The organism is Bacteroidota bacterium, from assembly GCA_018816945.1.
GTDB lineage: Bacteria > Bacteroidota > Bacteroidia > Bacteroidales.
The window spans coordinates 25868-48940 of the sequence record JAHIVC010000085.1 but is presented as its reverse complement, the minus strand read 5'-3'; the positions used below and the strand labels follow the sequence as shown (position 1 = coordinate 48940).

The 23073-nt window shown below is 35.6% G+C and carries 22 protein-coding genes; 15 read left to right on the top strand and 7 right to left on the bottom strand.

Annotation, left to right across the window (positions count from 1 at the left end):
• Positions 1-29: 29 nt before the first annotated feature.
• Positions 30-2282, top strand: a complete 2253-nt coding sequence (locus KKG99_12860) for an inorganic phosphate transporter (GenBank protein MBU1013886.1) — start codon at positions 30-32, stop codon at positions 2280-2282.
• 74 nt (positions 2283-2356) lie between these two features.
• On the opposite strand, the gene prmC is transcribed toward KKG99_12860, so the two are convergent.
• Positions 2357-3229, bottom strand: coding sequence for a peptide chain release factor N(5)-glutamine methyltransferase (gene prmC, locus KKG99_12855; GenBank protein MBU1013885.1), 873 nt, complete (start codon positions 3227-3229; stop codon positions 2357-2359).
• Positions 3230-3311: 82 nt separating this feature from the next.
• Between prmC and KKG99_12850 the strand changes: the two genes are divergently transcribed.
• From KKG99_12850 to KKG99_12800, 11 genes are all read left to right on the top strand, one after another.
• On the top strand, positions 3312-4568 hold the full coding sequence (locus KKG99_12850) for a glycosyltransferase (GenBank protein ID MBU1013884.1): 1257 nt from the start codon (positions 3312-3314) through the stop codon (positions 4566-4568).
• 46 nt (positions 4569-4614) lie between these two features.
• Positions 4615-5469 carry a DMT family transporter gene (locus KKG99_12845; GenBank protein ID MBU1013883.1) on the top strand — a complete coding sequence of 285 codons (855 nt, stop codon included), beginning with the start codon at positions 4615-4617 and terminating at the stop codon, positions 5467-5469.
• Positions 5470-5882: 413 nt separating this feature from the next.
• Positions 5883-6200 carry a TusE/DsrC/DsvC family sulfur relay protein gene (locus KKG99_12840; protein ID MBU1013882.1) on the top strand — a complete coding sequence of 106 codons (318 nt, stop codon included), beginning with the start codon at positions 5883-5885 and terminating at the stop codon, positions 6198-6200.
• 15 nt (positions 6201-6215) lie between these two features.
• Positions 6216-6842, top strand: coding sequence for a hypothetical protein (locus KKG99_12835; protein ID MBU1013881.1), 627 nt, complete (start codon positions 6216-6218; stop codon positions 6840-6842).
• Positions 6843-6846: 4 nt separating this feature from the next.
• Entirely contained in the window at positions 6847-8142 is a 1296-nt protein-coding gene (locus KKG99_12830; GenBank protein MBU1013880.1) for a (Fe-S)-binding protein, read from the top strand.
• Positions 8143-8180: 38 nt separating this feature from the next.
• The gene (locus KKG99_12825; GenBank protein ID MBU1013879.1) at positions 8181-9341 is read left to right on the top strand and encodes an aminotransferase class V-fold PLP-dependent enzyme; all 1161 of its coding nucleotides are present in this window, start codon (positions 8181-8183) and stop codon (positions 9339-9341) included.
• Positions 9342-9407: 66 nt separating this feature from the next.
• Entirely contained in the window at positions 9408-10022 is a 615-nt protein-coding gene (locus KKG99_12820) for a YigZ family protein (protein MBU1013878.1), read from the top strand.
• A gap of 247 nt (positions 10023-10269) precedes the next feature.
• Complete coding sequence (gene dnaA / locus KKG99_12815; protein ID MBU1013877.1) at positions 10270-11706, top strand: chromosomal replication initiator protein DnaA; 1437 nt, start codon at positions 10270-10272, stop codon at positions 11704-11706.
• Positions 11707-11806: 100 nt separating this feature from the next.
• On the top strand, positions 11807-12271 hold the full coding sequence (locus tag KKG99_12810) for a low molecular weight phosphotyrosine protein phosphatase (GenBank protein ID MBU1013876.1): 465 nt from the start codon (positions 11807-11809) through the stop codon (positions 12269-12271).
• Positions 12272-12279: 8 nt separating this feature from the next.
• The gene (locus KKG99_12805; protein ID MBU1013875.1) at positions 12280-13236 is read left to right on the top strand and encodes a pyridoxal-phosphate dependent enzyme; all 957 of its coding nucleotides are present in this window, start codon (positions 12280-12282) and stop codon (positions 13234-13236) included.
• Positions 13237-13956: an SAM-dependent methyltransferase gene (locus KKG99_12800; protein ID MBU1013874.1), complete on the top strand. Its 720-nt coding sequence runs from the start codon at positions 13237-13239 to the stop codon at positions 13954-13956. It begins immediately after the preceding gene.
• Between the two features lie 139 nt (positions 13957-14095).
• Here KKG99_12800 and KKG99_12795 read toward each other — a convergent pair whose 3' ends face one another.
• Positions 14096-14605, bottom strand: a complete 510-nt coding sequence (locus KKG99_12795; protein ID MBU1013873.1) for a peptidylprolyl isomerase — start codon at positions 14603-14605, stop codon at positions 14096-14098.
• 166 nt (positions 14606-14771) lie between these two features.
• On the opposite strand from KKG99_12795, the gene KKG99_12790 reads away from it, so the two are divergent.
• The 3 genes from KKG99_12790 (at position 14772) to KKG99_12780 (ending at position 17346) form a co-directional block, all read left to right on the top strand.
• Complete coding sequence (locus KKG99_12790; GenBank protein ID MBU1013872.1) at positions 14772-15683, top strand: ABC transporter ATP-binding protein; 912 nt, start codon at positions 14772-14774, stop codon at positions 15681-15683.
• Positions 15667-16470, top strand: a complete 804-nt coding sequence (locus tag KKG99_12785; GenBank protein ID MBU1013871.1) for an ABC transporter permease — start codon at positions 15667-15669, stop codon at positions 16468-16470. The genes KKG99_12790 and KKG99_12785 overlap by 17 nt, the downstream gene beginning before the upstream one ends.
• A 66-nt stretch (positions 16471-16536) precedes the next feature.
• Complete coding sequence (locus tag KKG99_12780) at positions 16537-17346, top strand: sugar transferase (GenBank protein MBU1013870.1); 810 nt, start codon at positions 16537-16539, stop codon at positions 17344-17346.
• A 1-nt stretch (position 17347) separates the two neighbouring features.
• Here KKG99_12780 and KKG99_12775 read toward each other — a convergent pair whose 3' ends face one another.
• The 5 genes from KKG99_12775 to mnmH form a co-directional block, all read right to left on the bottom strand.
• Positions 17348-18586 carry a M48 family metallopeptidase gene (locus KKG99_12775; protein ID MBU1013869.1) on the bottom strand — a complete coding sequence of 413 codons (1239 nt, stop codon included), beginning with the start codon at positions 18584-18586 and terminating at the stop codon, positions 17348-17350.
• Positions 18587-18653: 67 nt separating this feature from the next.
• Complete coding sequence (gene fabG, locus KKG99_12770) at positions 18654-19400, bottom strand: 3-oxoacyl-[acyl-carrier-protein] reductase (GenBank protein MBU1013868.1); 747 nt, start codon at positions 19398-19400, stop codon at positions 18654-18656.
• 82 nt (positions 19401-19482) lie between these two features.
• On the bottom strand, positions 19483-20901 hold the full coding sequence (locus tag KKG99_12765) for an IgA Peptidase M64 (protein MBU1013867.1): 1419 nt from the start codon (positions 20899-20901) through the stop codon (positions 19483-19485).
• A 36-nt stretch (positions 20902-20937) separates the two neighbouring features.
• Entirely contained in the window at positions 20938-21975 is a 1038-nt protein-coding gene (selD, locus tag KKG99_12760) for a selenide, water dikinase SelD (GenBank protein MBU1013866.1), read from the bottom strand.
• Complete coding sequence (gene mnmH, locus KKG99_12755; GenBank protein ID MBU1013865.1) at positions 21965-23005, bottom strand: tRNA 2-selenouridine(34) synthase MnmH; 1041 nt, start codon at positions 23003-23005, stop codon at positions 21965-21967. Before mnmH ends, selD begins: the two co-directional genes overlap by 11 nt.
• Between the last annotated feature and the right edge of the window lie 68 nt (positions 23006-23073).

The following is a 23073-nucleotide window of genomic DNA, read 5'->3' as shown; positions in this document are numbered from 1 at the left end:
AATTCAAGGGTTTTACTAATAAAAGCATTATGATAACAGTGTACATTGTATTGATTGGGGTACTTTTCCTGCTTGCAATTTCAGATTTAGTAGTTGGTGTTACCAACGATGCGGTCAACTTTTTAAATTCGGCAATAGGTTCAAAAGCTGCTCCGTTTAAAATAATCATGCTCGTAGCTGCCGTAGGGATATTGGTTGGTGCCACTTTCTCTGGTGGGATGATGGAAGTTGCACGAAAAGGGATTTTTCATCCACAACAATTTTATTTTTCTGAAATTATTATCATCTTTTTGGCAGTAATGATTACAGACGTTATACTCCTGGATTTATTTAACACTTATGGATTGCCAACTTCCACAACTGTTTCCATCGTCTTTGAATTACTGGGAGCCGCAGTTGCCGTATCCATTATCAAAATTTACGGAATGCCTGAAGGATCAAAGGATATAAGCGTTTACATTAATTCAAGTAAGGCACTCGGTATTATATCCGGTATCTTGTTATCCGTTGTGATTGCATTTTCGGTTGGGGCCATCGTACAATATATTACCCGTATCATCTTCACTTTTAACTACAAAAAGAGGCTGAACTATTTTGGAGGACTTTGGGGCGGCTTCGCAATTACAGCGATCATCTATTTCATATTAATTAAAGGGGCGAAAGGAGCCACGTTTATGAGTGATGAAACTCAGGATTTTATTCACAATAACACTAATTTAATACTTACCGTAAGTTTTATTTCATGGTCGGTACTCTTACAAATATTACATTGGGCCTTCAAATTCAATATCTTAAAACTGATTGTTTTGGTTGGTACCTTTGCCTTGGCAATGGCATTTGCAGGGAATGATTTGGTAAACTTTATTGGTGTTCCGCTTGCCGGATTTGAGTCGTTTAAGGCATTTATCGCTCAACCTGGTGCTGATGCAGATACATTTTTAATGACTTCCCTACAAGGTGCAGTAAAACCCCCTACGCTATATTTATTGTTTGCAGGTATAGTTATGGTCTTAACACTTTGGTTCTCAAAAAAGGCCAGATCAGTCACAAAAACTGAACTTGATCTTAGCAGACAGGATGAAGGAAGTGAAAGATTTGGATCTTCAGGTTTATCAAGATCGATTGTACGGGTAAGTTTAAATTTCGGTAAAACATTCAGCAATATTGTTCCTGAAAAAATAAAAGCCGGAATAGAAAAACAATTTGAGCCAATAACAAGCGAAGTTAGCCACTCCATAGAAGATGCCCCGGCTTTTGACATGATCAGGGCTACAGTCAATTTAGTAGTGGCAAGTATTCTAATATCTTTTGCCACCTCAATGAAACTTCCCTTATCCACTACTTATGTCACATTTATGGTAGCCATGGGGTCTTCTTTATCTGATAAAGCATGGGGAAGAGAAAGCGCTGTTTATAGAATTACCGGAGTATTAAGTGTTATTGGCGGATGGTTCTTTACTGCACTTTCTGCTTTTACACTTGCATTTATAATGGCTCTTATTTTCTATTATACCGGGATATTCGGAATATCTCTGATGGTTGCCGTTGCAATCATTACGGTATATCGTACTCATCGAATCCACAAAAACAGGGTAACGAAAAAAGAGCTTACAGATCAGATCGAAGACATTGGTGAGAAGAATATTGTACAGCGTTGTAATTTGACTGTTTCAACTATGATTGTTGATGTGAACAATTATTATCAGGAAATTTTGAATGGGATCATTGCCGAAGACCTCAAACAGGTTAAGAAGGTAATGAAAGACATCAAAAAACTCAATCTTGATACTAAAGAACTAAAAAATAGTTTAAGTGCCACCATTAGCAGGCTAAATGAAGATTCTGTTGAATCAGGTCATTATTATGTACAAGTGCTTGATTATCTTAGAGAATTGGCTCATAATATTACATTCATAAGCAATCCTTGTCATAATCATCTTAATAATAATCATAAAAGCCTCATCGATGTTCAGGTAGAAGAATTAATGTTGCTAAAGGAAAAGGTAAATGAAATATTGATGACCATTCAGTCTGTGATTCTTAAAAAAGAATATCAAAATATTGATCAGATTATTATCATGCAACATGAATTAATTGAGATTATTGCTTCCAAAAACAAAAAGCAAATAAAACGAATTAAGCGCATGGAGGTTGGAACAAAAAACAGCTTACTCTATCTTGCCATTTTAAGCGAGACTAAAAACTTACTTTTAAATGCCATCAATTTATTAAAATCGCAACGCGATTTTACGAAATACCACGAAAAAAAGAGCCTTAAATAAAGTGCGAAAAATATCGGAATAAAAGGGCAGATTGAAATACACCAATCTGCCCCTTACTTTTTCTTTACATAGTGTTAAATCCTCTCTGCACGGATAAATCGATCCTTTCCATTTATATCTTTATAAATTTCTATGGATTTGAAAATCATTAAAGCAAGCATCTCTTTTGTTTCCTTACCAAGGGCTTCATTAATTTCAAAATATAATATTCCGTTTTTTGTTAAATGCTTTTCGCAGAATAGAGCTATTTTTCGATAAAAAAGCAAGGGATCATCATCCTTCACAAATAGAGCATGCAAAGGTTCAAATTCCAATACATTTTCCCTCATCAATTCCTTCTCCGATTCCCTTATATAAGGCGGATTACTGACTACCATTTCATAAGTCCCTAAATCATCCCACTTCGTTTCATCTAAAATATCACATAAAATAAAATGGAGATCAGCATCATTTAGTTCTGAATTTTCTTTTGCCAATTTAAGCGCATTTTCAGAAATATCTAAACCATAAACATCAGATGATCCAAGATTCTTTTTCAGGGCTATCCCTATACAACCACTCCCACAGCCGACATCTAAAATGTGCAATACTCCATTTTTCGGAAACTCCCTTTTACAAATCAATTGCACTAATTCCTCAGTTTCAGGTCTTGGAATCAATACATGCTCATTCACCTTAATTCTTAGATCCAAAAATTCAGTTTCACCAATTACATATTGCAATGGCTTATTTAATAACAGTTCCTTTACCGCAAAATGAACTGTCAGCAGTTCTGATTCGCTCAATCTGATTTCCTGCGATTTTACGAAATCGATTCTTTCATATTTAAAAAAATGTCTAACCAACTGATACATTATACTTTTACTCTCGAGCTCATCATAAACTTTTGTAAGCTGGTCGCTATAATATTTTATAACATGTATCAATTTATTGCTTGGCACTTTCATGCCCCGAAATTAGTCAATTTTTAGTACTTTTGGTTCTTTCAAAACCAAATCGAAAAACTGCCGCAATACTATCTTTATGATGTTGAATAAAAAAATTAAGCGGATTGCCATGCTAAGTACACACGGGTATTTTGATCCGATCCCACAACTTGGCATAACCGATACAGGAGGGCAGGTAGTTTATGTTTTGGAATTAGCCAAGGCTTTATCAAAACTCGGAATTAAAATTGATATTTACACCCGCTGGTTTGATAAAAGCAAGAAACAAATCGATCCTGTTCCGGGATATCCCGAAGTTAATGTAATCAGAATAGAAGCAGGTCCTTGGGAATTCATTCCTAAGGAGTTTATTTATGAAATATTACCCGAACTATCAAAAAACATGATCAGTTTTATCAGGCAAAATATGCTGGATTACGATTTATATCATGGTCATTATGTCGACGCAGGAATTGTCACTCTCGAAGTAGCAAAAGCATTTCATAAACCTAGCTTCTTCACGGCCCACTCATTGGGTGCTTGGAAAAAAGATCAAATGGGCGGTGATCCTGCTGAAATGGAAAAGAAATTCAATTTCGAACATCGTATTCAAGAAGAAATGAGGATTTTCAAAAATGTGAATGCTCAAACGGTTACTTCGATTGTTCAGCTGGAGAAACTGGAAGCACTTTATCATTTTAAACCAACAAATATCATCGATATACCACCTGGGGTAGATATTCATACTTATCAACTGCCTGCTCAGGAAGTGCTTGCACAAAAAACAGGGCTGCCTCAAAAATATGTGTTTTGCATCAGCCGCATTGAGACCAATAAAGGTCATGATTTTTTATTGCACGCTTTTGATATAGTCAGAAAAAAAATAGCAGATATTGACCTCGTAATTGGAGGCGGATCCCCTAATCCAAAACAAAGAGAAGTTGATCTGTATCAAAAAATGAAAGATATCATCGATGAAAATGGGATGAACGGACGTGTTCGTTTGATTGGTTATGTGCCTGATGATTTGATGCCTGTTTATTACCAGCAATCAGAAATGTTTGTTTTACCTTCATTATTTGAACCTTTTGGAATGACAGCTCAGGAAGCAATGGCTTGTGGGAAAGCGGTTATCGCATCGAAATTTGGCGGGATCAGAAATGTAATTGAGCATGGTGAAAATGGATTATTAGTTGATCCATCAAACAGCAGTGAATTTGCAGATGCCATGATAAGGCTTCTCGAAAACCCGGAGAGAACGAAAATAATTGGCAATAATGCTTATAAAACTGTTCAGGATAATTTCAGTTGGGAAGCAATTGCAACCCGCTTTCTTGAATTTTATGAGCAGTACATTTAAGTGAAGTGAAAATCTAATAACATTTTGTTATAGCATATAGCGAAAAATGATCTTTATCTTTTTAACCATTCTCTTTTCCTCTTTGATTTTTGTTGCTTTTAAGTTATTTCCACGATTTAAAATTGATAATTTTCAAGCTCTGACCATTAATTATTTGGCAGCATCTACTATTGGTATAATCATTCTAGGTTCTGAATTTAATTACGAAATGATAATTACAAAATCATGGTTGCCATTTTCATTATTAATCGGATTTGTATTCATCTTTACCTTTATTCTTTTTGCCCTATCATCGCAAAAAGCAGGTGTTGCAATAACAGCTGTATTCAGTAAAATGTCGGTAATTATTCCTGTTATTGCAGGAATATTTCTGTATTCAGAAAAATTAAATGCACTTATTGTTTTGGGGATTATTTCGACCTTTTCAGCTTTTATTCTCATTTTTTATAAAAGAGGCAAAAATAAAATTCAAATATCAATCATCGTCCTTCCAATAATTATATTTTTTGCCAACGGACTTATCGATACTTTGCTGAAATACATTGAACATTATCATATTGCCGGAGATTATACTTTGTTTCTAACCATGATTTTTATTACGGCCTTAATAATAGGTTCAATCATTTCTATTTATCGATATTTTAAAACAAAACAAGCCTTTACCATTCAGAGTATTATTGGAGGTACTATTTTAGGACTGTTCAATTATTCAACCACTTATTTCATGCTCTTGGCAATGAACCTCTTTGAAAGCAACGTTTTGTTCCCATTACAAAATGTGGGTATCGTAATGCTATCTGCACTTTTAGGGATTTTCTTTTTCCGTGAAAAATTAAGTTTGACAAATTGGATAGGGATTTTCCTTTCGATTTTAGCTATTTTACTGATTGCATTGGCTTAAAAAACATTTCTCCAAAAAATATTTTTAATCCAATATCATATAAACACATCTATATTAGTGAGTTTTATTTATACTGAGTATATATTGGATTTCATCAATAATATCAATCAGAATTTTTTATAAATTTCGGGTTTTTATCAGTCATGGCAGATTACCATTGTCCGAATTATAATGATTGCAAACTTGTAAATAGCCTTATAATTGTAGCTACTTTAGAAGCCAAGGAAAATTATATGACAAATTACTGCCTTCAGGATAAAAAATACTGGAGCACATGTAAGAGATACATTACTAAAGCAACACTAAATTTCTGCCCCGATTTCGTTCTACCTGACACACCTCTTACTCCAGAGGAAATTATTGACAAATTTGATAATGAATTAATTTAAGTGTTAATCAAATAAAATCTAGGTATGGCTACTATTGAATTAGGAGGGAAAATTTTTGAAGTTGATGGGGACGGATTTCTGTCACATCCGGAAATTTGGAATGAAGAAGTTGCAAATTTATTTGCAAAGAGTGATGGTATTGAAGAAATGAACGAAAAACATTGGGCCATTGTAAAAATAATTCGCAAGAATTGGGAAGAAAAAGGCATGGCTCCGATGATTAGGGTTATTTGCCAGGAAACAGGCGTTCGTCTTCGAGAGATTTACGAGTTATTTCCGTTGGGTCCAGCACGGGGTGCTTGTCGTATCGCCGGATTACCAAAACCTGATGGTTGCGTTTAATAAAACGATGAAATTATGTATTGGTATCACTGGATGGCACTAGCAGCCTTGGTAATTTGCATAGGTTCCCTTTTATTTCATTTAATCAGACTTATTCGATTAGGAAACCCGCATGATTTTTCTAAACAGCGTGGAAATATTTCTAAAGCTGTACAATATTCTTTTACAAAGGCCATGAGTCCGGCTAAAAAAGAATCCGCTTATTTGCATTTGCCTACCTATATGGCAGGAATTATTTATCATCTTGGAACTTTTTTATCCATTTTTTTATTTTTTACGTTTCTGTTTAAAATTGAACTTAATCAATTAACAAACTATATTTTAATTGGCTTTTTGATCATTTCCAGCATTTCTGGTTTAGGAATTTTAATAAAGAGAATACTGAAATCTGAGCTTCTTTCGCTTTCAAATCCAGATGATTTTATCTCAAACCTATTGGTCACTTTATTCCAATTGGCAACTGCATTAATACTATTTATGAGTGATGGCATTGTTTTATATTATACTCTTGTTACAGCATTATTATTGTATTTACCAATGGGTAAACTCAAGCATACCATTTACTTTTTTGCAGCGCGATATCATTTGGGATTTTTCTATGGATGGAGAGGAATATGGCCAATCATGAATCCTAAACAATAAAATCATGGGAAGATTATCAGAAGAAAAAAAGAAGTTGGGGTTGGAAGTATTGAGTTCTCATGAGGACAGTAAATTAATCACCCATCTAAATAGTTGTGTTCATTGTGGTTTATGCGCAGATAGCTGCATTTATTACAGATCAGAACCCGACGAACATTATGTACCAGCAAAAAAAGTTGACATTGTTGCCTCCATTTATAGGAGGTACAACACTTTTCTCGGGAAAAAAATTCCGTGGCTGACAAAGGCACGAGATCTTGATGACGCAACTATTGAGGAAATGGTTGACCTTTTATATGGATCATGCACCATGTGCGGACGTTGTACTATGCATTGTTCGATAGGTGTGGACATTAATTATGTGGTTCGTATAGGCCGTGAAATGTTATCCCGAATGGGCTATGTTCCTGCATCACTTAATGCAAGTGTCAATGCCGCTATTGAAACTGGAAATAATATGGGAATTCCCACAAAAGAATTTGTGGATACCATTGAATGGCTTGAAGATGATTTAAAATTTGAGCTGAATGATGACAATGCAAATATCCCACTGAATCAAAAAGGTAAGGATATTCTTTATACACTTAACCCACGTGAACCGAAGTTCTTTCCTTTGTCAATTTCAGCGATGGCTAAGGTATTTTATGCAGCTAATGAAAGCTGGAGTCTGTCTACCGAAATGTATGATGTGACTAATTATGCTTTTTTTTCCGGGAATATGGATGAGGCTAATGTAATTGCACAGCGGATGGATGATGAAATGAATAAAATGGAATCGAAAAAATGTGTATTAGCTGAATGTGGACACGGTTCAAGAGCATTTAAATGGGAAGGGCCTAATTATATTCAAAAAAGATTGCCTTATGAAGTTTTAACATCGGTTGAATTACTTGCACAATATATCCGTGAAGGAAAAATAAAGGTCGACGCTGATCGCCTTACTGAAGTTGTTACACTTCATGATCCTTGCAATTTAACCAGAGAAGGAGGTGTAATCGAAGAACAGCGTTATGTAATGCGAAAAATTGCAAAGAATTTTGTTGAAATGACTCCTTACGGGACGGATAACTTATGCTGTGGAGGCGGTGGCGGACAATTAGCAATGAGCGAATATAATACCCGAAGAATGAAAACAGCCGGTTTAAAGGCCGATCAAATTCGAAAAACCGGAGCAAGCATTGTGGTAACCCCTTGTCATAATTGTGTTGATCAACTCATGCAAACCAATGTTGAATATAAACTCAACGTTAAAATTATGACCTTGGCCGAATTAGTAGCAGATGCACTAATTTTAGAATAATGATATTAACAGCTTTTAATAATTTCATACAATAGATTATGAGTAAACAAATTTATCTAGACAATTCAGCAACGACCTTTCCTAAACCGGAAGAGGTTTACAAATTCATGGATCACTTTTACCGTACTCACGGTGTTAGTCCCGGAAGATCAGGTTTTGATGCAGCAATCGAAGCTGAAGAAGTAGTGATGGGTACACGAAAAATACTCACCAAATTATTCAATGGCGATGATCCGAATCGTCTGACTTTTAGCTATAATGCCAGTGATTCATTAAATATGGTAATATATGGCATGGCTGAAAAAGGGGACCATGTTGTAACAACCATGCTTGAACACAACTCTGTTCTTAGACCACTGCATCATTTAATGTTGGATGGTATCATTGAAGTTGAACATGTAACTTTTGATGATCATGGTTATGTGAATCCGGAGGATATCAAAAAAGCAATTAAAAAGAACACCAAAATGGTGATTGTAAATCATAGTTCAAATATTATTGGAACAGTTCAACCAATCGCGGAAATTGGAAATATCTGTAAAGAAGCAGGTGTGTGTTTTGTTGTAGATGCCAGTCAAAGTGCCGGAATTATTCACATTGATATGAAGGCCATGAACATCGACATATTGGTTTTCACAGGTCATAAATGCCTGATGGGACCCACCGGTATTGGAGGATCATATGTCATGGAAAATGTTCCTATCAAAGGAACACGGTTTGGTGGAACAGGTGTACGTTCGGCTCAAGAAACCCACCTTACAGAATTTCCTTATCGAATGGAATGCGGTACATTGAACTTAGTTGGAGTTGCAGGCCTTAATGCAGGAATTAAATGGGTGCTTGATCAAGGCATTGAAAAGCTTCATAATTATGAAATTACGCTTTGGGATAAACTTCGAAAAGGTTTACAACAAATTGATGGCGTAACGACCTATTGTGCCGAAAGTACACAAAATCAAAATGCAGTCTTAAGTTTTAATGTAAAAGGTTTTGAAGCCGGTGATGTTGGAATGATGCTGGATGTTGACTATAATATTGCAAGCAGGACCGGTTTACAATGTGCCCCAAAAGTTCATGAAAGAATAGGCACCAAGGATATTCATGGAACCTGTCGTTTAAGTGTTGGACCTTTCAATACAGAAGAACATATTGATGCCGCCCTTGAAGCAGTGAAAGATATTGCATCAATAAAAAGATAACCTTAAGCCTCGTTATTTGCGAGGCTTTTTTTATCTTTGAAATTCATACGAGAATATTTTCCTGTCATGCTTTTTGAAGATACATACAAAACCATCGCTTCACCATCTGAGGGAGTTTTCAAGGACAGGGGCAGTAAATTTATTGCAAAAGCATTTCCGGTGAAAACCGAAGATGACATCAAAATTCATCTTGAAACACTTCGCAAAGATTATTATGATGCACGACACCATTGCTATGCCTATCAATTGGGGTTTGATAAATCGGCTTATCGAATAAATGATGACGGAGAACCATCCGGAACTGCCGGAAAACCAATTTTTGGACAAATCAATTCGCATGACCTGACAAATATTTTAATAGTTGTAATCCGATATTTTGGAGGAACAAAATTAGGAGTAAGTGGATTGATTAATGCGTATCGAACAGCTAGCAAGGAGTCAATTTCAAACGGAGAAATTGTCACTAATATAATTCGTGATCTTTATCGTATTGAATTTCAATACGCAGATATGAATGAAGTTATGAAGATTATGAAGACTTATAACCTCGATCAATGCAATCAAATTTTCGAGATTAATTGTCGACTGGATTTTGTGGTTAGAAAAAGTGAGTCCAATCAAGTCTGCGAAAAACTTATCAGTATTAAATCATTAAATATCAATTTCTTAAAGTCAATTTAGAAAAAGTTGACACCCTCTAATTAACATAAAAAATAAAAGAGATAACACTCTCAACATATACGAATAAAAAACATAATAATCAAGTATATTTTTATTTTTTTCTTAACTTTTTTAATCACATATTTGTTAATTGCTATTGCGGTTTCCTAAATAAGTGAAGTTCAACAATAAGTCGATTTTTTAAAGCTTGAATTTCACTCATAGTTAAAATAAAGATTAAAATTACATCGTTTAATTCATTCCTCTGATGAAAAAAAATCACGTTGAAGTATGGGACAATTGTCTCCGGGTTATAAAGGACAACATACACTACCAAAGCTTCAAAACATGGTTTGAACCAATTTCGCCGCTTAAATTAGAAAACAACGTATTAACTATTCAAGTGCCAAGTCAATTCTTTTATGAATGGCTGGAAGAACATTATATCAGTTTACTGAAGAAAACTATTAGCAAAGAGCTAGGTCCTGAAGGAAGATTAGAATACAGCATCATCATGGATAATTCAGTTAACAGTAAATCTCCTTACTCCATAAAAGTTCCAACATCAAACAAAAAAGATACTAAAAACCCTGCTGTTTCTATGCCAATAGATCTTAACAAAGGCAAATCCAGAGATATCCCGAATCCGTTCATCATACCTGGGTTAAAAAAATTAAATGTCCAATCTCAACTTGTGGACTCGTATTCATTTGAAAACTTCGTGGAAGGTGATTGCAATCGTTTGGCCAGATCTGCAGGTTATGCCGTGGCTGAAAATCCTGGACGAACTGCATTTAACCCACTCTACTTATACAGCAATGTTGGACTGGGAAAAACGCACCTAGCACATGCTATCGGACTTCAGGTTAAAAGCAATTTCCCAAATCAAACCGTGTTGTATGTTTCTGCCGAACAATTCATTGCTCAATATATTGATTCGGTAAGAAACAATAACCAAAATGATTTTGTTCACTTCTATCAAATGATAGATGTATTGATCGTTGATGATATTCAGTTTTTAGCAGGGAAAGAAAAAACACAAGATGTTTTCTTTCACGTATTCAATTTTCTTCATCAAAAAAGCAAACAAATTATTATCACTTCCGATAAGCCACCAGTAGAGATGAAAGGGATGGAACCCCGTTTATTGTCACGTTTCAAATGGGGCCTTGCCGCCGATTTACAAATTCCTGATTTAGAAACACGAATTGCAATCTTACAGAAAAGGCTATATAATGATGGCATTGAGATGCCATATGAAGTAATTGAATACCTTGCTTATAGCATCACTACAAATATCAGGGAATTGGAAGGTGCTTTGATTTCAATAATGGCGCAATCATCTTTAAATAAGAAAGCAATAACTCTTGACCTTGCCCGACAAATGATTGATAAATTTGTTAAAAATACTTCAAGAGAAATCTCAATTGATTATATTCAAAAAGTAGTTTGCGATTACTTTAATCTTCCACTTGATGTCATTAACTCAAAGACCCGAAAACGTGAAATTGTTCAGGCTCGTCAATTAGCCATGTATTTTGCAAAAAAACACACCAAGTCTTCCTTGGCAACTATTGGGATGCATTGCGGGAACAAGGACCATGCAACTGTTCTACATGCTTGTCGTACAGTTAACAACCTTGTTGAAACTGATAAGCAATTCCGCACTTATGTTGATGAATTAGACAAAAAAATAAAGCTGTAAGTATTGTTATTTCTTTAATTTATCACATTTTTTAGTTAAATTAGTAAATTGCTTAAAGCTATCTGAACGCTTTTAACTAACCTTTTTAATTAAGTAAAAAATGAAAATATTATTTGTTAGCCTTGGAAACATTTGTAGCTCGCCATTTGCTGAGGGCATCCTTAAATCTAAATTTGAGAAAAAGCAGATCGAAGCGTATGTAGAATCCGCGGGTTTCGAATCATTCAATATAAACGAACCACCAGATGAACAAATCATAAAATTTGCCAAAAATTTGGGGATTGACCTTTCCGAAAATAAATGCCGTTTATTTACCAGTAATGATTTTGATAAATTCGACAAAATTTATGCAATAGATTCTGCCAGTTTCCGTGATGTAGAATATTTTTCCAGAAATGAAGCAGACATGCAAAAGGTTCAATACTTATTAAGTGTAATAGATGGCAGAAACCTCTCACTACCGAAATTGTTTTGGCAAGGAGAAAAAGGCCTGGAAGAAATGCATCAAATTCTGGATGAGGCTTGCGAAATCATCGCGGACCAAGTTGCTAATAAATCTGTCTGATACCTTAAATGAATAATCCCGAAATTCCCAGCGCCCTTATTATTGAGCAGGCTCACGAAAGAATCAAAAACTATATTCATCGTACACCCGTTCTCTCTTCCGAAATTTTAAACGACATCTTTAAAACTGAAATTTATTTTAAATGCGAAAATTTTCAGAAAGTTGGCGCTTTTAAATCAAGAGGTGCCGTAAATGCGGTGATGTCATTAAATGAAAATGAACTTGAATTCGGTGTTTGTACGCATTCTTCCGGTAATCATGCTCAAGCTTTGGCCCGTGCTGCGCAATTAAGAAATATAAAAGCATATATCGTAATGCCCGAAACAGCACCAAAAGTAAAAATTGCTGCGGTCAAACAATATGGTGGCGAAATTACATTTTGTAAACCAACTCTTGCTGCCCGGGAAGAAACCATCAAGAGAATTATAGAAATAACGAACGCAATTGAGATTCATCCTTACAATAATGTAAAAATAATTGCCGGTCAGGCGACTGCTGCTAAAGAATTAATTGAGGATCATAAAGCCCTTGATATCATTATGACTCCTGTTGGCGGAGGAGGCTTATTAAGTGGGACAGCTCTTGCCGTAAAATATTTTTCGCCCAACACAAAGGTGATTGCCGGAGAACCAGACAAAGCTAATGATGCTTTTCGATCCTATTATAAAAATCGGTTGATTCCTTCAATAAATCCAAATACAATTGCTGATGGATTATTGACTTCTCTAGGCTCAATTACATTTCCAATCATTTTAAATCATGTTGATCAAATTGTAACAGCCAGCGAATCGGCAATTATCGAAGCGATGAAATTAGTTTGGGACCATATGAAAATAATCATTGAGCCTTCATCGGCAGTTCCTTTAGCAACCATTCTTGAAAATAAATTTGAAAGTCAGAATAAAAAAATTGGAATTATTATTTCAGGAGGGAATGTTGATTTAGCTAAACTACCCTGGTTGTAAATGGAAGCAAAAAAAACCAAAGGCATTCTTTATTTAATCCCAACAAAATTGGGTCCCACTTCTTATGAACGGGTTTTTCCTGAATACAATCGCAAAATTATATTAGGCCTCGAAAATTTTATTATTGAAGATATCAGATCTGCACGCAGATTTCTTAAAAGTATTAATTACCCGGGTAATTTCGATAACGTAAATTTTCAGGAAATAAGCAAACACATAAAAGAAGAAGAAACTTATTCCTATCTCAACCCGATGCAGGATTCCATCAATATTGGATTGATGTCGGAGGCAGGAGTTCCGTGCGTGGCCGACCCCGGAAATTTAATTGTTGCGCAAGCTCACAATTTGGGTTATCAAGTTGTTCCATTAATTGGTCCCTCATCCATTTTGCTTGCTTTAATTGCATCAGGATTTAATGGTCAGAATTTTAGCTTTTTAGGCTATCTTCCGCTTAAGCCCGATGAACGTGCTAAAAAAATTAAAGAAATTGAAATCGAATCGCGAAGAACAGGAAAAACAATAATTTTCATAGAAACTCCTTATCGTAACGATCAACTTTTCAAATCAATCACGGAAAATTGCAATGCGGATACAATGCTGTGCATTGCTGCTGATATTTCGCTCGAAACAGAATTTATAAAAAGCAAAAACATTGCTAATTGGAAAAAATCGCCTCCCAACTTACAAAAAAGGCCTGCTGTTTTTTTAATCTCGGCATAGAAAAAACGAAATCTCCATGACAATGCCATGAAGATTTCAATCATTAACAAAATTTTAGTCACATCTTACATACATAATGGACTGATTCAAAGTTAAAACTCAATCCTTTTAAGAATGAAAACATCATCTCACCATTATTCTAATGGTGATGATGACCCTCCGGGCCATGAGCATGACCATGATTTAGTTCCTCGGCTGAGGCTTCTCTTACTTCAAGGATTTCACCTGTAAAATGCAAATGTTTTCCAGCTAATGGATGATTAAAATCCATGGTTACTTTATCGTCTTCAAGGCCAATAACAACCCCATTTAAAGGCTGACCGTGTTCATTTTGCATTGGGATTATTTTACCCATTTGAAGCATTTCCTCATCTATTTGGCCGTCAATTTCAAAGATATTTTTATCCAAAGCTACAATGGCTTCATCATTATAATGACCATAACCTTCATCAGGGGATAGTCCAAAAGAAAAAGTTTCACCAGCACCTAAACCTTCAAGGCTTTTTTCAAAAACCGGTAATAGTCCTCCTATTCCAAATAAATATACAAAAGGCTTGTTTTTTTCAACTTTTTGGACCAGTTCTCCATTTTCGTTATTTAACTTCAATTCATAGGTCAAGGATACAACCTTGTTTTCTGAAATTTTCATTTGATAGTTCTTAATAAGACATATTTTTACATAATAATTCAAACGCAATTTGCGAATGGCAAAGGTACAATCAATTATTGTCCAAAAAAAATATCCATTAATTTGTAATGATTTTTAATTAAATTCGTCTTCAACTTATATTAATAACCTTTTAAATAATATTATTTTGAGTGAAGAAGTATTGGTCATTGATAAACTTACCAAACGATATGGAAAGTTAAAGGCCGTTGACGAACTTTCAATTACAATTGAAAAAGGCAATATTTATGGAATCCTTGGCCCCAACGGAAGCGGCAAAACAACTACCTTGGGGATTGTTCTTGATGCCATTAATGCTACATCCGGCAGTTTCAAATGGTTTGGGGAAACCCCAACTAAGGCTATAAGAAAAAGAGTTGGTGCCATTTTGGAAACTCCGGTATTTTATCCCTATATGAGCGCCGTTAAAAATCTGGAAATCATCGCAGATATCAAAGAAGTCTCTTATAATCAAATTCCGGAAGTACTAAAAATAGTAGATTTAACAGCCAGGAAGAACAGTAAATTCAGAACCTATTCTTTAGGGATGAAACAACGTCTTGCAATTGCTGCTGCCCTAATTGGAAATCCAGAAGTTCTGATTTTTGACGAGCCTACAAACGGTCTGGATCCGCAGGGAATAGCCGAAATCAGAAACCTGATTAAAAAAATTGCAAACGATGGATTGACCATAGTTTTGGCAAGTCATTTACTTGATGAAGTTCAAAAAGTATGCACTCATGTTGTAGTGCTTGAAAAAGGAAAGAAATTGTTTGCCGGAAAAGTAGATGAGCTTTTGGGGAGTTCAATCCTCGTTGAAATTGCGGGACCTGAAATGGATAAAATAGAAGCAGTACTCAACAAATCTGAATTCGTATCTAAGATATATCGAGATGATAAGATGTTCATCGTAGAACTGAAAACAGGACTTGACAGTTCAGCCATCAATAAATCCTTGGTTGAACAAGGAGTCACCATTTCACACATTTCACTTCGAAAGAAAAGTTTAGAAAATTATTTTTTAGAATTATTAGCTGAATCTCATGATAAGACTTCTTAAAATAGAATTTAAAAAGGTTGCCAACAATAAAACCTTTTGGATATTAATGGGATTATATGCCCTCATTTTAGGTACTATTTTTTTTGGCATTCAATCCGTTATTAATGAAATGATGATTGATGCAGGGAAAAAAGCACCTATTCCAGTCACGAAAATTACACTCTATGACTTCCCCGGTATCTGGCAAAACCTAACCTATGTTGCTGGTTACTTTAAAATAATACTCGCGATTGTTGTGATTATTTTTATTACCAACGAATATTCATATCGAACGATACGCCAAAATATTATCACAGGATTGTCGAGATGGGATTTTTTATTGTCAAAACTTCTAATGATTTTATTGATAAGTGCTGCAGCCACGATGTTCCTTTTCATCATCGGGCTCATTCTCGGTTTTACAAATACACCGGAAGTGACACTTTCGATGATGTTTATCAATCTAACATTTGTTTTCACCTATTTTCTTGAATTATTTGCCTTCATGCTCTTTGCCCTTTTTCTAGGCATTTTAACAAAACGATCGGGTCTTACAATTGGGTTGCTTTTTCTGTATTTTTATATCATTGAAAAATACATCTATTATAAATTACCGGATGGATGGGGCGACTACCTTCCTTTACGTTCAATTGGAAATTTAATTGACATTCCCAATACTTCATTGATGAAAATATTTGGCCTCAACTTCAGAACATTTGTTTCAATAGAAGATGTAATCGTAGTTTTTGTTTATTCCTTTTTATTTATTTACTTAATGCAACTTACTTTAAAGAAAAGTGATTTGTAATTGTTCGAATGATTCGCTACTAATATTTAAAAAAATGCATTATATTTGAATCGAAAAGAATAAATAATGCGTGATAAGTTTAAAGTAAAAGGCCAAGAAACCTTCGAAGATTTCAAAATTAGTACTTCTAAGAGGATTTTTGATATAGTATTTTCTGTATTTGCACTGACAATCCTAAGCCCGGTTTGGTTACTGGCAATGATTTTTATAAAACTTGAATCAAGAGGTCCTGTATTTTATATCTCACGAAGAGTTGGAACAGGATACGACATTTTCAATTTTTATAAATTAAGATCAATGTATATGGGTTCAGATGAAAAAAGAGCCGAACTCTCTGAACTCAACCAATATTTAATTGACCAGTATAAGAGCGGGAAGAGCTTTGCCAAAAATGAAAAATGTATTGATTGCGAAAGGCTTGGCAAACCATGCTCTCCGATTTTGCATATTGATGGGGCCGAAATTTGCGAAAATCAATATCTTAAGCGCAAACGTGAACAAACGAATTCCATTACATTTTTTAAAATCAAAAATGATCCTCGCTTAACAAAATGCGGAAAAATTATCAGAAACTTTAATATTGATGAAATACCACAATTTGTAAATGTGATAAAAGGCGATATGTCTATTGTCGGAAACAGGCCTTTACCATTATATGAAGCTGAAAGACTTACCGACGATCAATGGGCCTTACGATTTTTAGCTCCTGCAGGAATAACGGGTCTCTGGCAAGTACGACAAAGTGCCTCACCTAAATTATCCTCTGAATCGAGAAAAAGCCTTGACAACCAATATGTACTGAATTCATCTTTTTGGGGAGATATCAAACTAATACTCCGAACCATCCCGGCTGTTTTCAAAAACCAACGCACCTAATCTATTTTATTTTTTTTATTGCTTCAAGCCGCTGTAAAAGTGGAGGGTGTGAATAATAAAAAAATACATAAATTGGATGGGGTTTTAAATTATTCAAATTATTTACAGATAGTTTTTTTAATGCATTACCCAACGAATCAGCATCATACTTTTCACTTGCAAATTGATCGGCTTCAAATTCATGCTTTCGCGATAAAAAATTGGTTAATAAACCTAGAACAAGCGACACAGGGCTATAAAGAATTGCAAATACTAAAACACCAATATGGAAACTTATATTTGAAGACCCAAGAGCTTCTGATAATAAAGGATTTCCAATAAATAAGGAGAGAATAAAAAACATAAACCCCGTTTGAACAAGAGAAATGCCCAATCCCAAATAAGTATGCTTTTTCTTATAATGCCCAATTTCATGAGCCAACACTGCCACCAATTCCTCGACAGTATGGTTTTGAATTAGGGTATCAAATAAAACAATCCGCTTTTTTGGTCCAAATCCACTAAAATAAGCATTTGCTTTCGACGATCGTTTTGAACCATCAATCACATAAATATTATCCAAAGCAAATCCGGCCTTGACTGCAAATTTTTCAATTGCATTACGCAACTCTCCATCGGCTAAAGGCACTTGTTTATTAAATAAAGGAACTATGAGATTGGAGTAAAACATACTCATAAAAATCATAAATATGCCAATTAAACCCCAGGCAAACAGCCAAAATAAAGAAGTTGTTTCTAAATAAATCCAAATAATCAAAGCTAACAAACCTCCACCAAGAACCGCGGCAAGTAGCCATCCTTTTAGTTTGTCTATAACATAAGTACGCATAGTAGTTTTATTAAACCCGAATTTTTCCTCAATAATGAATGTATTATAAAGATCGAAAGGAATGGATAAAATATCAGCTAAAAATCCAATTATCCCAAAAAACAACAAGCCAAGCAAAATTTGATTTTGTGTAATAATACGTAAATAGTCGTCGAGTATTACAAATCCCTTCCACCAGAAGAGTCCAATAATCAATAGGGTTGAGAGTGTGTTTAACAGGGTGGATATTTTTCTCTTGGCTTTAGCATACTCCTGTGATTTTTTATACTTCTCAGCATCGTAAATACCTTTCAGTTCATCGGGTAATTTATCCGACCAATAACGAGCATTGAGAAAATCAAGAAACTGCTCCAGCAAATAATCAAATATAATTACTGTAAGTACAATAACAAATAAAACCTCAGCAGAGATCATAAAATCAGGAGTTTAAGCCTTAAAACTGAATTAAGAAAGAAGCAATAATATGGGAACAAAAAACTTACATACTCATTCCACCACAAACGCTTATTACCTGACCGGTTACATAACCAGATAAGTCAGAGCCCAGGAATATGGCAATATTTGCAACATCGTCTGCCTGGCCCGAACGGCGTAATGGGATTGTTTTAATCCATTCCTTTTTAACGTCTTCCGGAAGTTTGGCAGTCATATCAGTTTCTATAAAACCCGGCGCAATTGCATTACATCTTACATTCCGTGAACCTAATTCCTGAGCAATTGATTTAGTGAAACCAATTAATCCGGCTTTTGACGCTGAATAATTTGATTGGCCCGCATTGCCATTAACACCAACCACAGAACTCATGTTGATAATACTTCCTGAGCGTTGTTTTAACATGACCTTTTGAACGGCTTTTGTAAGATTGAAAACTGATTTCAAATTAACCTTGATTACTAAGTCCCAATCTGCTTCGGTCATTCGCATCAATAAGTTATCGCGTGTTATTCCTGCATTATTAACCAGGATGTCAATACGGCCAAATTCTTCCATCACAGCATTAATCAAGGCCTCTCCTCCATCAAATGAACTTGCATCGGATGCATATCCTTTAGCTTTAAGTCCCAAGGCTTCGATTTCCACCTCAAGGCTTTTTGCATTATCATCATAAGCCAAATCTGAAAAAGCAATATTGGCACCCTGAGCTGCAAATTTCAATGCAATTTCCCTTCCTATTCCGCGTGATGCACCAGTAATTAAAGCAGTTTTTCCTTCAAGTAATTTCATATAGTATGGTTTTTAGTTTTAAAATTTAAAAAAACAAATTTATTCTATTTTTTTAAATAATGTGTATTTGACCCAATACGCATTATTTTGTGTACTGATCAATAACAGTTGAGATGGCACGCTGGCAAACAGGGCAAAAATCATTACTATTTCTGGTGTACATAATGCAGTCGATTGATGAGCGGTACATTCCATATTGATAATAAGACGCTCCTTCGAAAGCACCAATTTTACCCTTATTCTCCATTTCGCTAATCATGCGGGTTTCTTCCTTCTTTTGTTTGTTGAATAAATCCTCCAGAACCGATTCGGGAGAGTTGGCCGCGCGAAGGCGTTCTCTTTCTTTTTGTATTTCGATGGCATGTTTGTCAAACACTTCTTTATTCCATGGAGTTGGGATCGGAGTCCCCTCTTTTACCATATCCTGCCATTTCAACTTCCCATCCAATAAAGCTGTAATATTTGCTTCCCAAGGTTCTACGGTAATTTCCGGCATCTGGTATGAAACCGAAGAAGAATAATATTCATCGGCCAAAGCAGCAAAATGATGCCCAAATTCGTGTACGAAAATATAGTCAGAAAATTGATTATCAACCGAAACCGAAGCATATAACTGATAAATGCCGCCTCCACCATATGTTCGCTCATTAATCAACAAAAACATAAAATCATAAGGCACTGCTGAAGCAGCTTCTCTGATGGCCCTATTGTCATAACTCAAAGCATAACGCTCACTATCAAAACTACTGTAATGTACGGTTAATGGGGTACGATTGAAAATACCGGGGTGTGGTTTATTCACACCTGAAGTAGCCGATGGAGTTTCAACAGCCCTGACATTAAATTCATTTTTCCTTGATTTGAATGGTTCAACAGCAAACAAACTTGCAGTTAATCGTTCAATATCTTTATGGAATTTATCCATTTCTTTGGCGGTATATCCATCTCCTAAAATCACAATATCCACTTTTTCTTTTGGCGATCCGTTTACTAAAAAGTTCTTGGTTTTGAATGGCGAAATTAAATCGGCCGGTGTAACTTTTCTTGAAGCAGGATCAATATTTGTTTCCCAGATAACCGTAAAATTATTCTTTTCATTTCTTTTTTTCATCTGAATTTTTACAGGCTTTAAAGGCCATGGAAATCGGATTGATTCATGAAAAGTGCCCCATTGTTCACCTGCTTCCGGAATGGTTTGCCACTCACCAAAAACACTGGCAAAACCCCTGCTATAGATCAGATTTCCATCAGCTAAATTAATTACGTCAAACTGATAAAGCCCAAAATTTATTTCGTCAACTAAATGCGATAGGCTTCCGGCCCATGCTCCATCTGAAACAATTCGATCGATCGCGAAATGTTCCTCTGTGGCAGTTCCACTGTGGAAATAATCGACTCGCATGGTTTTGTCTTTAAAATAATGATCAAACTCAGCCACATTGGCATTAATAGATGAATTTGCAACAACAAATACGAAAATTAAGTGCATTAATTTTTTCATAACCCTATGTTTTAATTATGATGAATATTAAAATTTTCAATTTACAACTTTTATTAGTTCTGCCCCTGTTTCAGTTAAATAACCAAAAGAATGAGCGAAAAGATTTTGTTGTTTTAAAATTATTTCAACCCGTCGAACATCTTTCTCTGAAACAGCAACCAGAAGCCCGCCACTTGTTTGTGGGTCGCATAAAATGTTTTTCTGTTCCTCCGATTTCAAATTTAGCTTATGTCCATAACTATTCCAATTTCTCTTTGTACCTCCCGGTATGGCACCTTCGTTCAAATAAGTTATTGCCTCTGGAAATATCGGCACTTTTTTATAATCTATGACTGCTGAAACTTTGCTTCCTTCACACATTTCAAGTAAATGGCCCATCAAGCCAAATCCTGTAACATCGGTCATTGCAGTGACCCCTTCAATTTCTGCAAGCTCTGCTCCTACCTTATTCAAAAGCATCATCGAATTTTGTGCGATTTGCAAATGTTCGTCCTTGATTTTTCCTTGTTTCTGCGCCGTGGCCAGTATTCCAACACCCAAAGGTTTAGTCAGATACAATTTTGATCCGGCCTTTGCACTGCTGTTTTGTTTTAATTTTGATATTTCAACCCGACCGGTAACAGCCAGGCCAAATATAGGTTCCGGATTATCAATGCTATGGCCGCCGGCCAGAATTATTCCGGCCTCTTTACATACAGCTCTTCCGCCTTCCATAACTCGTGCAGCCACTTCAACTGGGATTTTATTGATCGGCCAGCCCAAAATAGCAATGGCGAGCATTGGTTTTCCACCCATCGCATAAACATCGCTAATGGCATTTACTGCGGCAATTTTTCCAAAAATATAGGGATCGTCAACTATTGGAAGAAAGAAATCGGTAGTACTAATAATGGCAGTGCCATCGCCCAGATTATACACGGCGGCATCATCACGATCACTGTTCCCCACCAGCAAATTCTTATCAATATCCTGAGGTATGCATGTTTCTAAAATTGAATCCAACATTTTTGGAGAAATTTTGCACCCACATCCGGCTCCATGGCTGTATTGTGTTAACCTGAACTCAGCTTTCATTTGTTACTACTTTTAGAAGCAGGTCGGCATTATCAGCATGCCTGACTGATTCAATGTTAATCTTCCGTATTTTTGATTTATCGTGAAGGGATAACCCTCTTAAATAAAACTTATCATAATATTTTAAGGTGGTCATTGCCACATTATAAAAATCTTCTTTTCCGAGGAATTCAAGCGCATATTTTGCCTGATCGAAACCCAGTCGTTTTGCTATTTTTTTAATTGAAACAGCCAATTCCTCTCTATCCAGATTTGAATATTCATTCACCAGATATTTTGCACGCTCTTCGCGTGGAATATTGAGGAAATAAACCCTGCTTGCTTCCATTTGGTCGAATAAGGCTTTGGGGACAAATACTGAGCCAATATGATGGCTTTCGTCTTCCAACCAAATTGGCTGATCAAGGTCGAGGTGCCGCATTTCCTCATACAAATTATTCTCGAACTGCTCGACGCTCGGTTGTTTACCCATGCTTATTCCACCAAACGCCGAACCACGATGGTGAGCAATTCCTTCCAAATCGATGACTTGTTGTGCTTTTTCACGTAAAATTTCCAAAATTCTGGTTTTACCACTTCCTGTATAACCGCCAACAATATATAGATGAAATGAATGCTCAAAAAATTGCAAAACGTGCCTACGATAATGCTTATAACCACCTTCGATCAAAAAAACTTCCGAAAAACCATTCTCGGTAAGATGTCGTGCGAAAGAAGCACTTCTCATCCCTCCCCTCCAACAATGAACTACCACTCTTCCTTCGGGTGCAATTTTTCTTGATTCATCAATAAAATTCCGGAGCTTGGGTTTAACAATTTTTAGTCCGATGTTCATGGCTATTTCCTTCGACTGCCGAGTATAGGCAGTACCAACTTTTGCCCTTTCTTCATCTGTAAACAAAGGGATGCTGTTTGCCTGAGGAATATGACCCTTTTCGAACTCACCGGGTGAGCGAACATCGATGATATGAAGATCGGAAAATTTCAAAAAATAATCTGCAATTGTTATAATTTTCGGGTCCTGATTCATCAATAAGAATTCATTAATAGCCTGTAAAATTTTTCAGGATTGATCTTTTGGCAAAATTAACAAATTAT

What these genes read in the sequence shown, in the direction of transcription:
- KKG99_12825 (MBU1013879.1), top strand. Translation starts at nt 8,181, where the DNA reads ATGAGTAAACAAATTTATCTAGACAATTCAGCAACGACCTTTCCTAAA.
- fabG (MBU1013868.1), bottom strand. Translation starts at nt 19,400, where the DNA reads ATGAAATTACTTGAAGGAAAAACTGCTTTAATTACTGGTGCATCACGC.
- KKG99_12800 (MBU1013874.1), top strand. Translation starts at nt 13,237, where the DNA reads ATGGAAGCAAAAAAAACCAAAGGCATTCTTTATTTAATCCCAACAAAA.
- KKG99_12810 (MBU1013876.1), top strand. Translation starts at nt 11,807, where the DNA reads ATGAAAATATTATTTGTTAGCCTTGGAAACATTTGTAGCTCGCCATTT.
- dnaA (MBU1013877.1), top strand. Translation starts at nt 10,270, where the DNA reads ATGAAAAAAAATCACGTTGAAGTATGGGACAATTGTCTCCGGGTTATA.
- KKG99_12765 (MBU1013867.1), bottom strand. Translation starts at nt 20,901, where the DNA reads ATGAAAAAATTAATGCACTTAATTTTCGTATTTGTTGTTGCAAATTCA.
- selD (MBU1013866.1), bottom strand. Translation starts at nt 21,975, where the DNA reads ATGAAAGCTGAGTTCAGGTTAACACAATACAGCCATGGAGCCGGATGT.
- KKG99_12795 (MBU1013873.1), bottom strand. Translation starts at nt 14,605, where the DNA reads ATGAAAATTTCAGAAAACAAGGTTGTATCCTTGACCTATGAATTGAAG.
- KKG99_12845 (MBU1013883.1), top strand. Translation starts at nt 4,615, where the DNA reads ATGATCTTTATCTTTTTAACCATTCTCTTTTCCTCTTTGATTTTTGTT.
- prmC (MBU1013885.1), bottom strand. Translation starts at nt 3,229, where the DNA reads ATGAAAGTGCCAAGCAATAAATTGATACATGTTATAAAATATTATAGC.
- KKG99_12780 (MBU1013870.1), top strand. Translation starts at nt 16,537, where the DNA reads ATGCGTGATAAGTTTAAAGTAAAAGGCCAAGAAACCTTCGAAGATTTC.
- KKG99_12830 (MBU1013880.1), top strand. Translation starts at nt 6,847, where the DNA reads ATGGGAAGATTATCAGAAGAAAAAAAGAAGTTGGGGTTGGAAGTATTG.
- KKG99_12805 (MBU1013875.1), top strand. Translation starts at nt 12,280, where the DNA reads ATGAATAATCCCGAAATTCCCAGCGCCCTTATTATTGAGCAGGCTCAC.
- KKG99_12785 (MBU1013871.1), top strand. Translation starts at nt 15,667, where the DNA reads ATGATAAGACTTCTTAAAATAGAATTTAAAAAGGTTGCCAACAATAAA.
- KKG99_12835 (MBU1013881.1), top strand. Translation starts at nt 6,216, where the DNA reads ATGTATTGGTATCACTGGATGGCACTAGCAGCCTTGGTAATTTGCATA.
- KKG99_12840 (MBU1013882.1), top strand. Translation starts at nt 5,883, where the DNA reads ATGGCTACTATTGAATTAGGAGGGAAAATTTTTGAAGTTGATGGGGAC.
- mnmH (MBU1013865.1), bottom strand. Translation starts at nt 23,005, where the DNA reads ATGAATCAGGACCCGAAAATTATAACAATTGCAGATTATTTTTTGAAA.
- KKG99_12860 (MBU1013886.1), top strand. Translation starts at nt 30, where the DNA reads ATGATAACAGTGTACATTGTATTGATTGGGGTACTTTTCCTGCTTGCA.
- KKG99_12820 (MBU1013878.1), top strand. Translation starts at nt 9,408, where the DNA reads ATGCTTTTTGAAGATACATACAAAACCATCGCTTCACCATCTGAGGGA.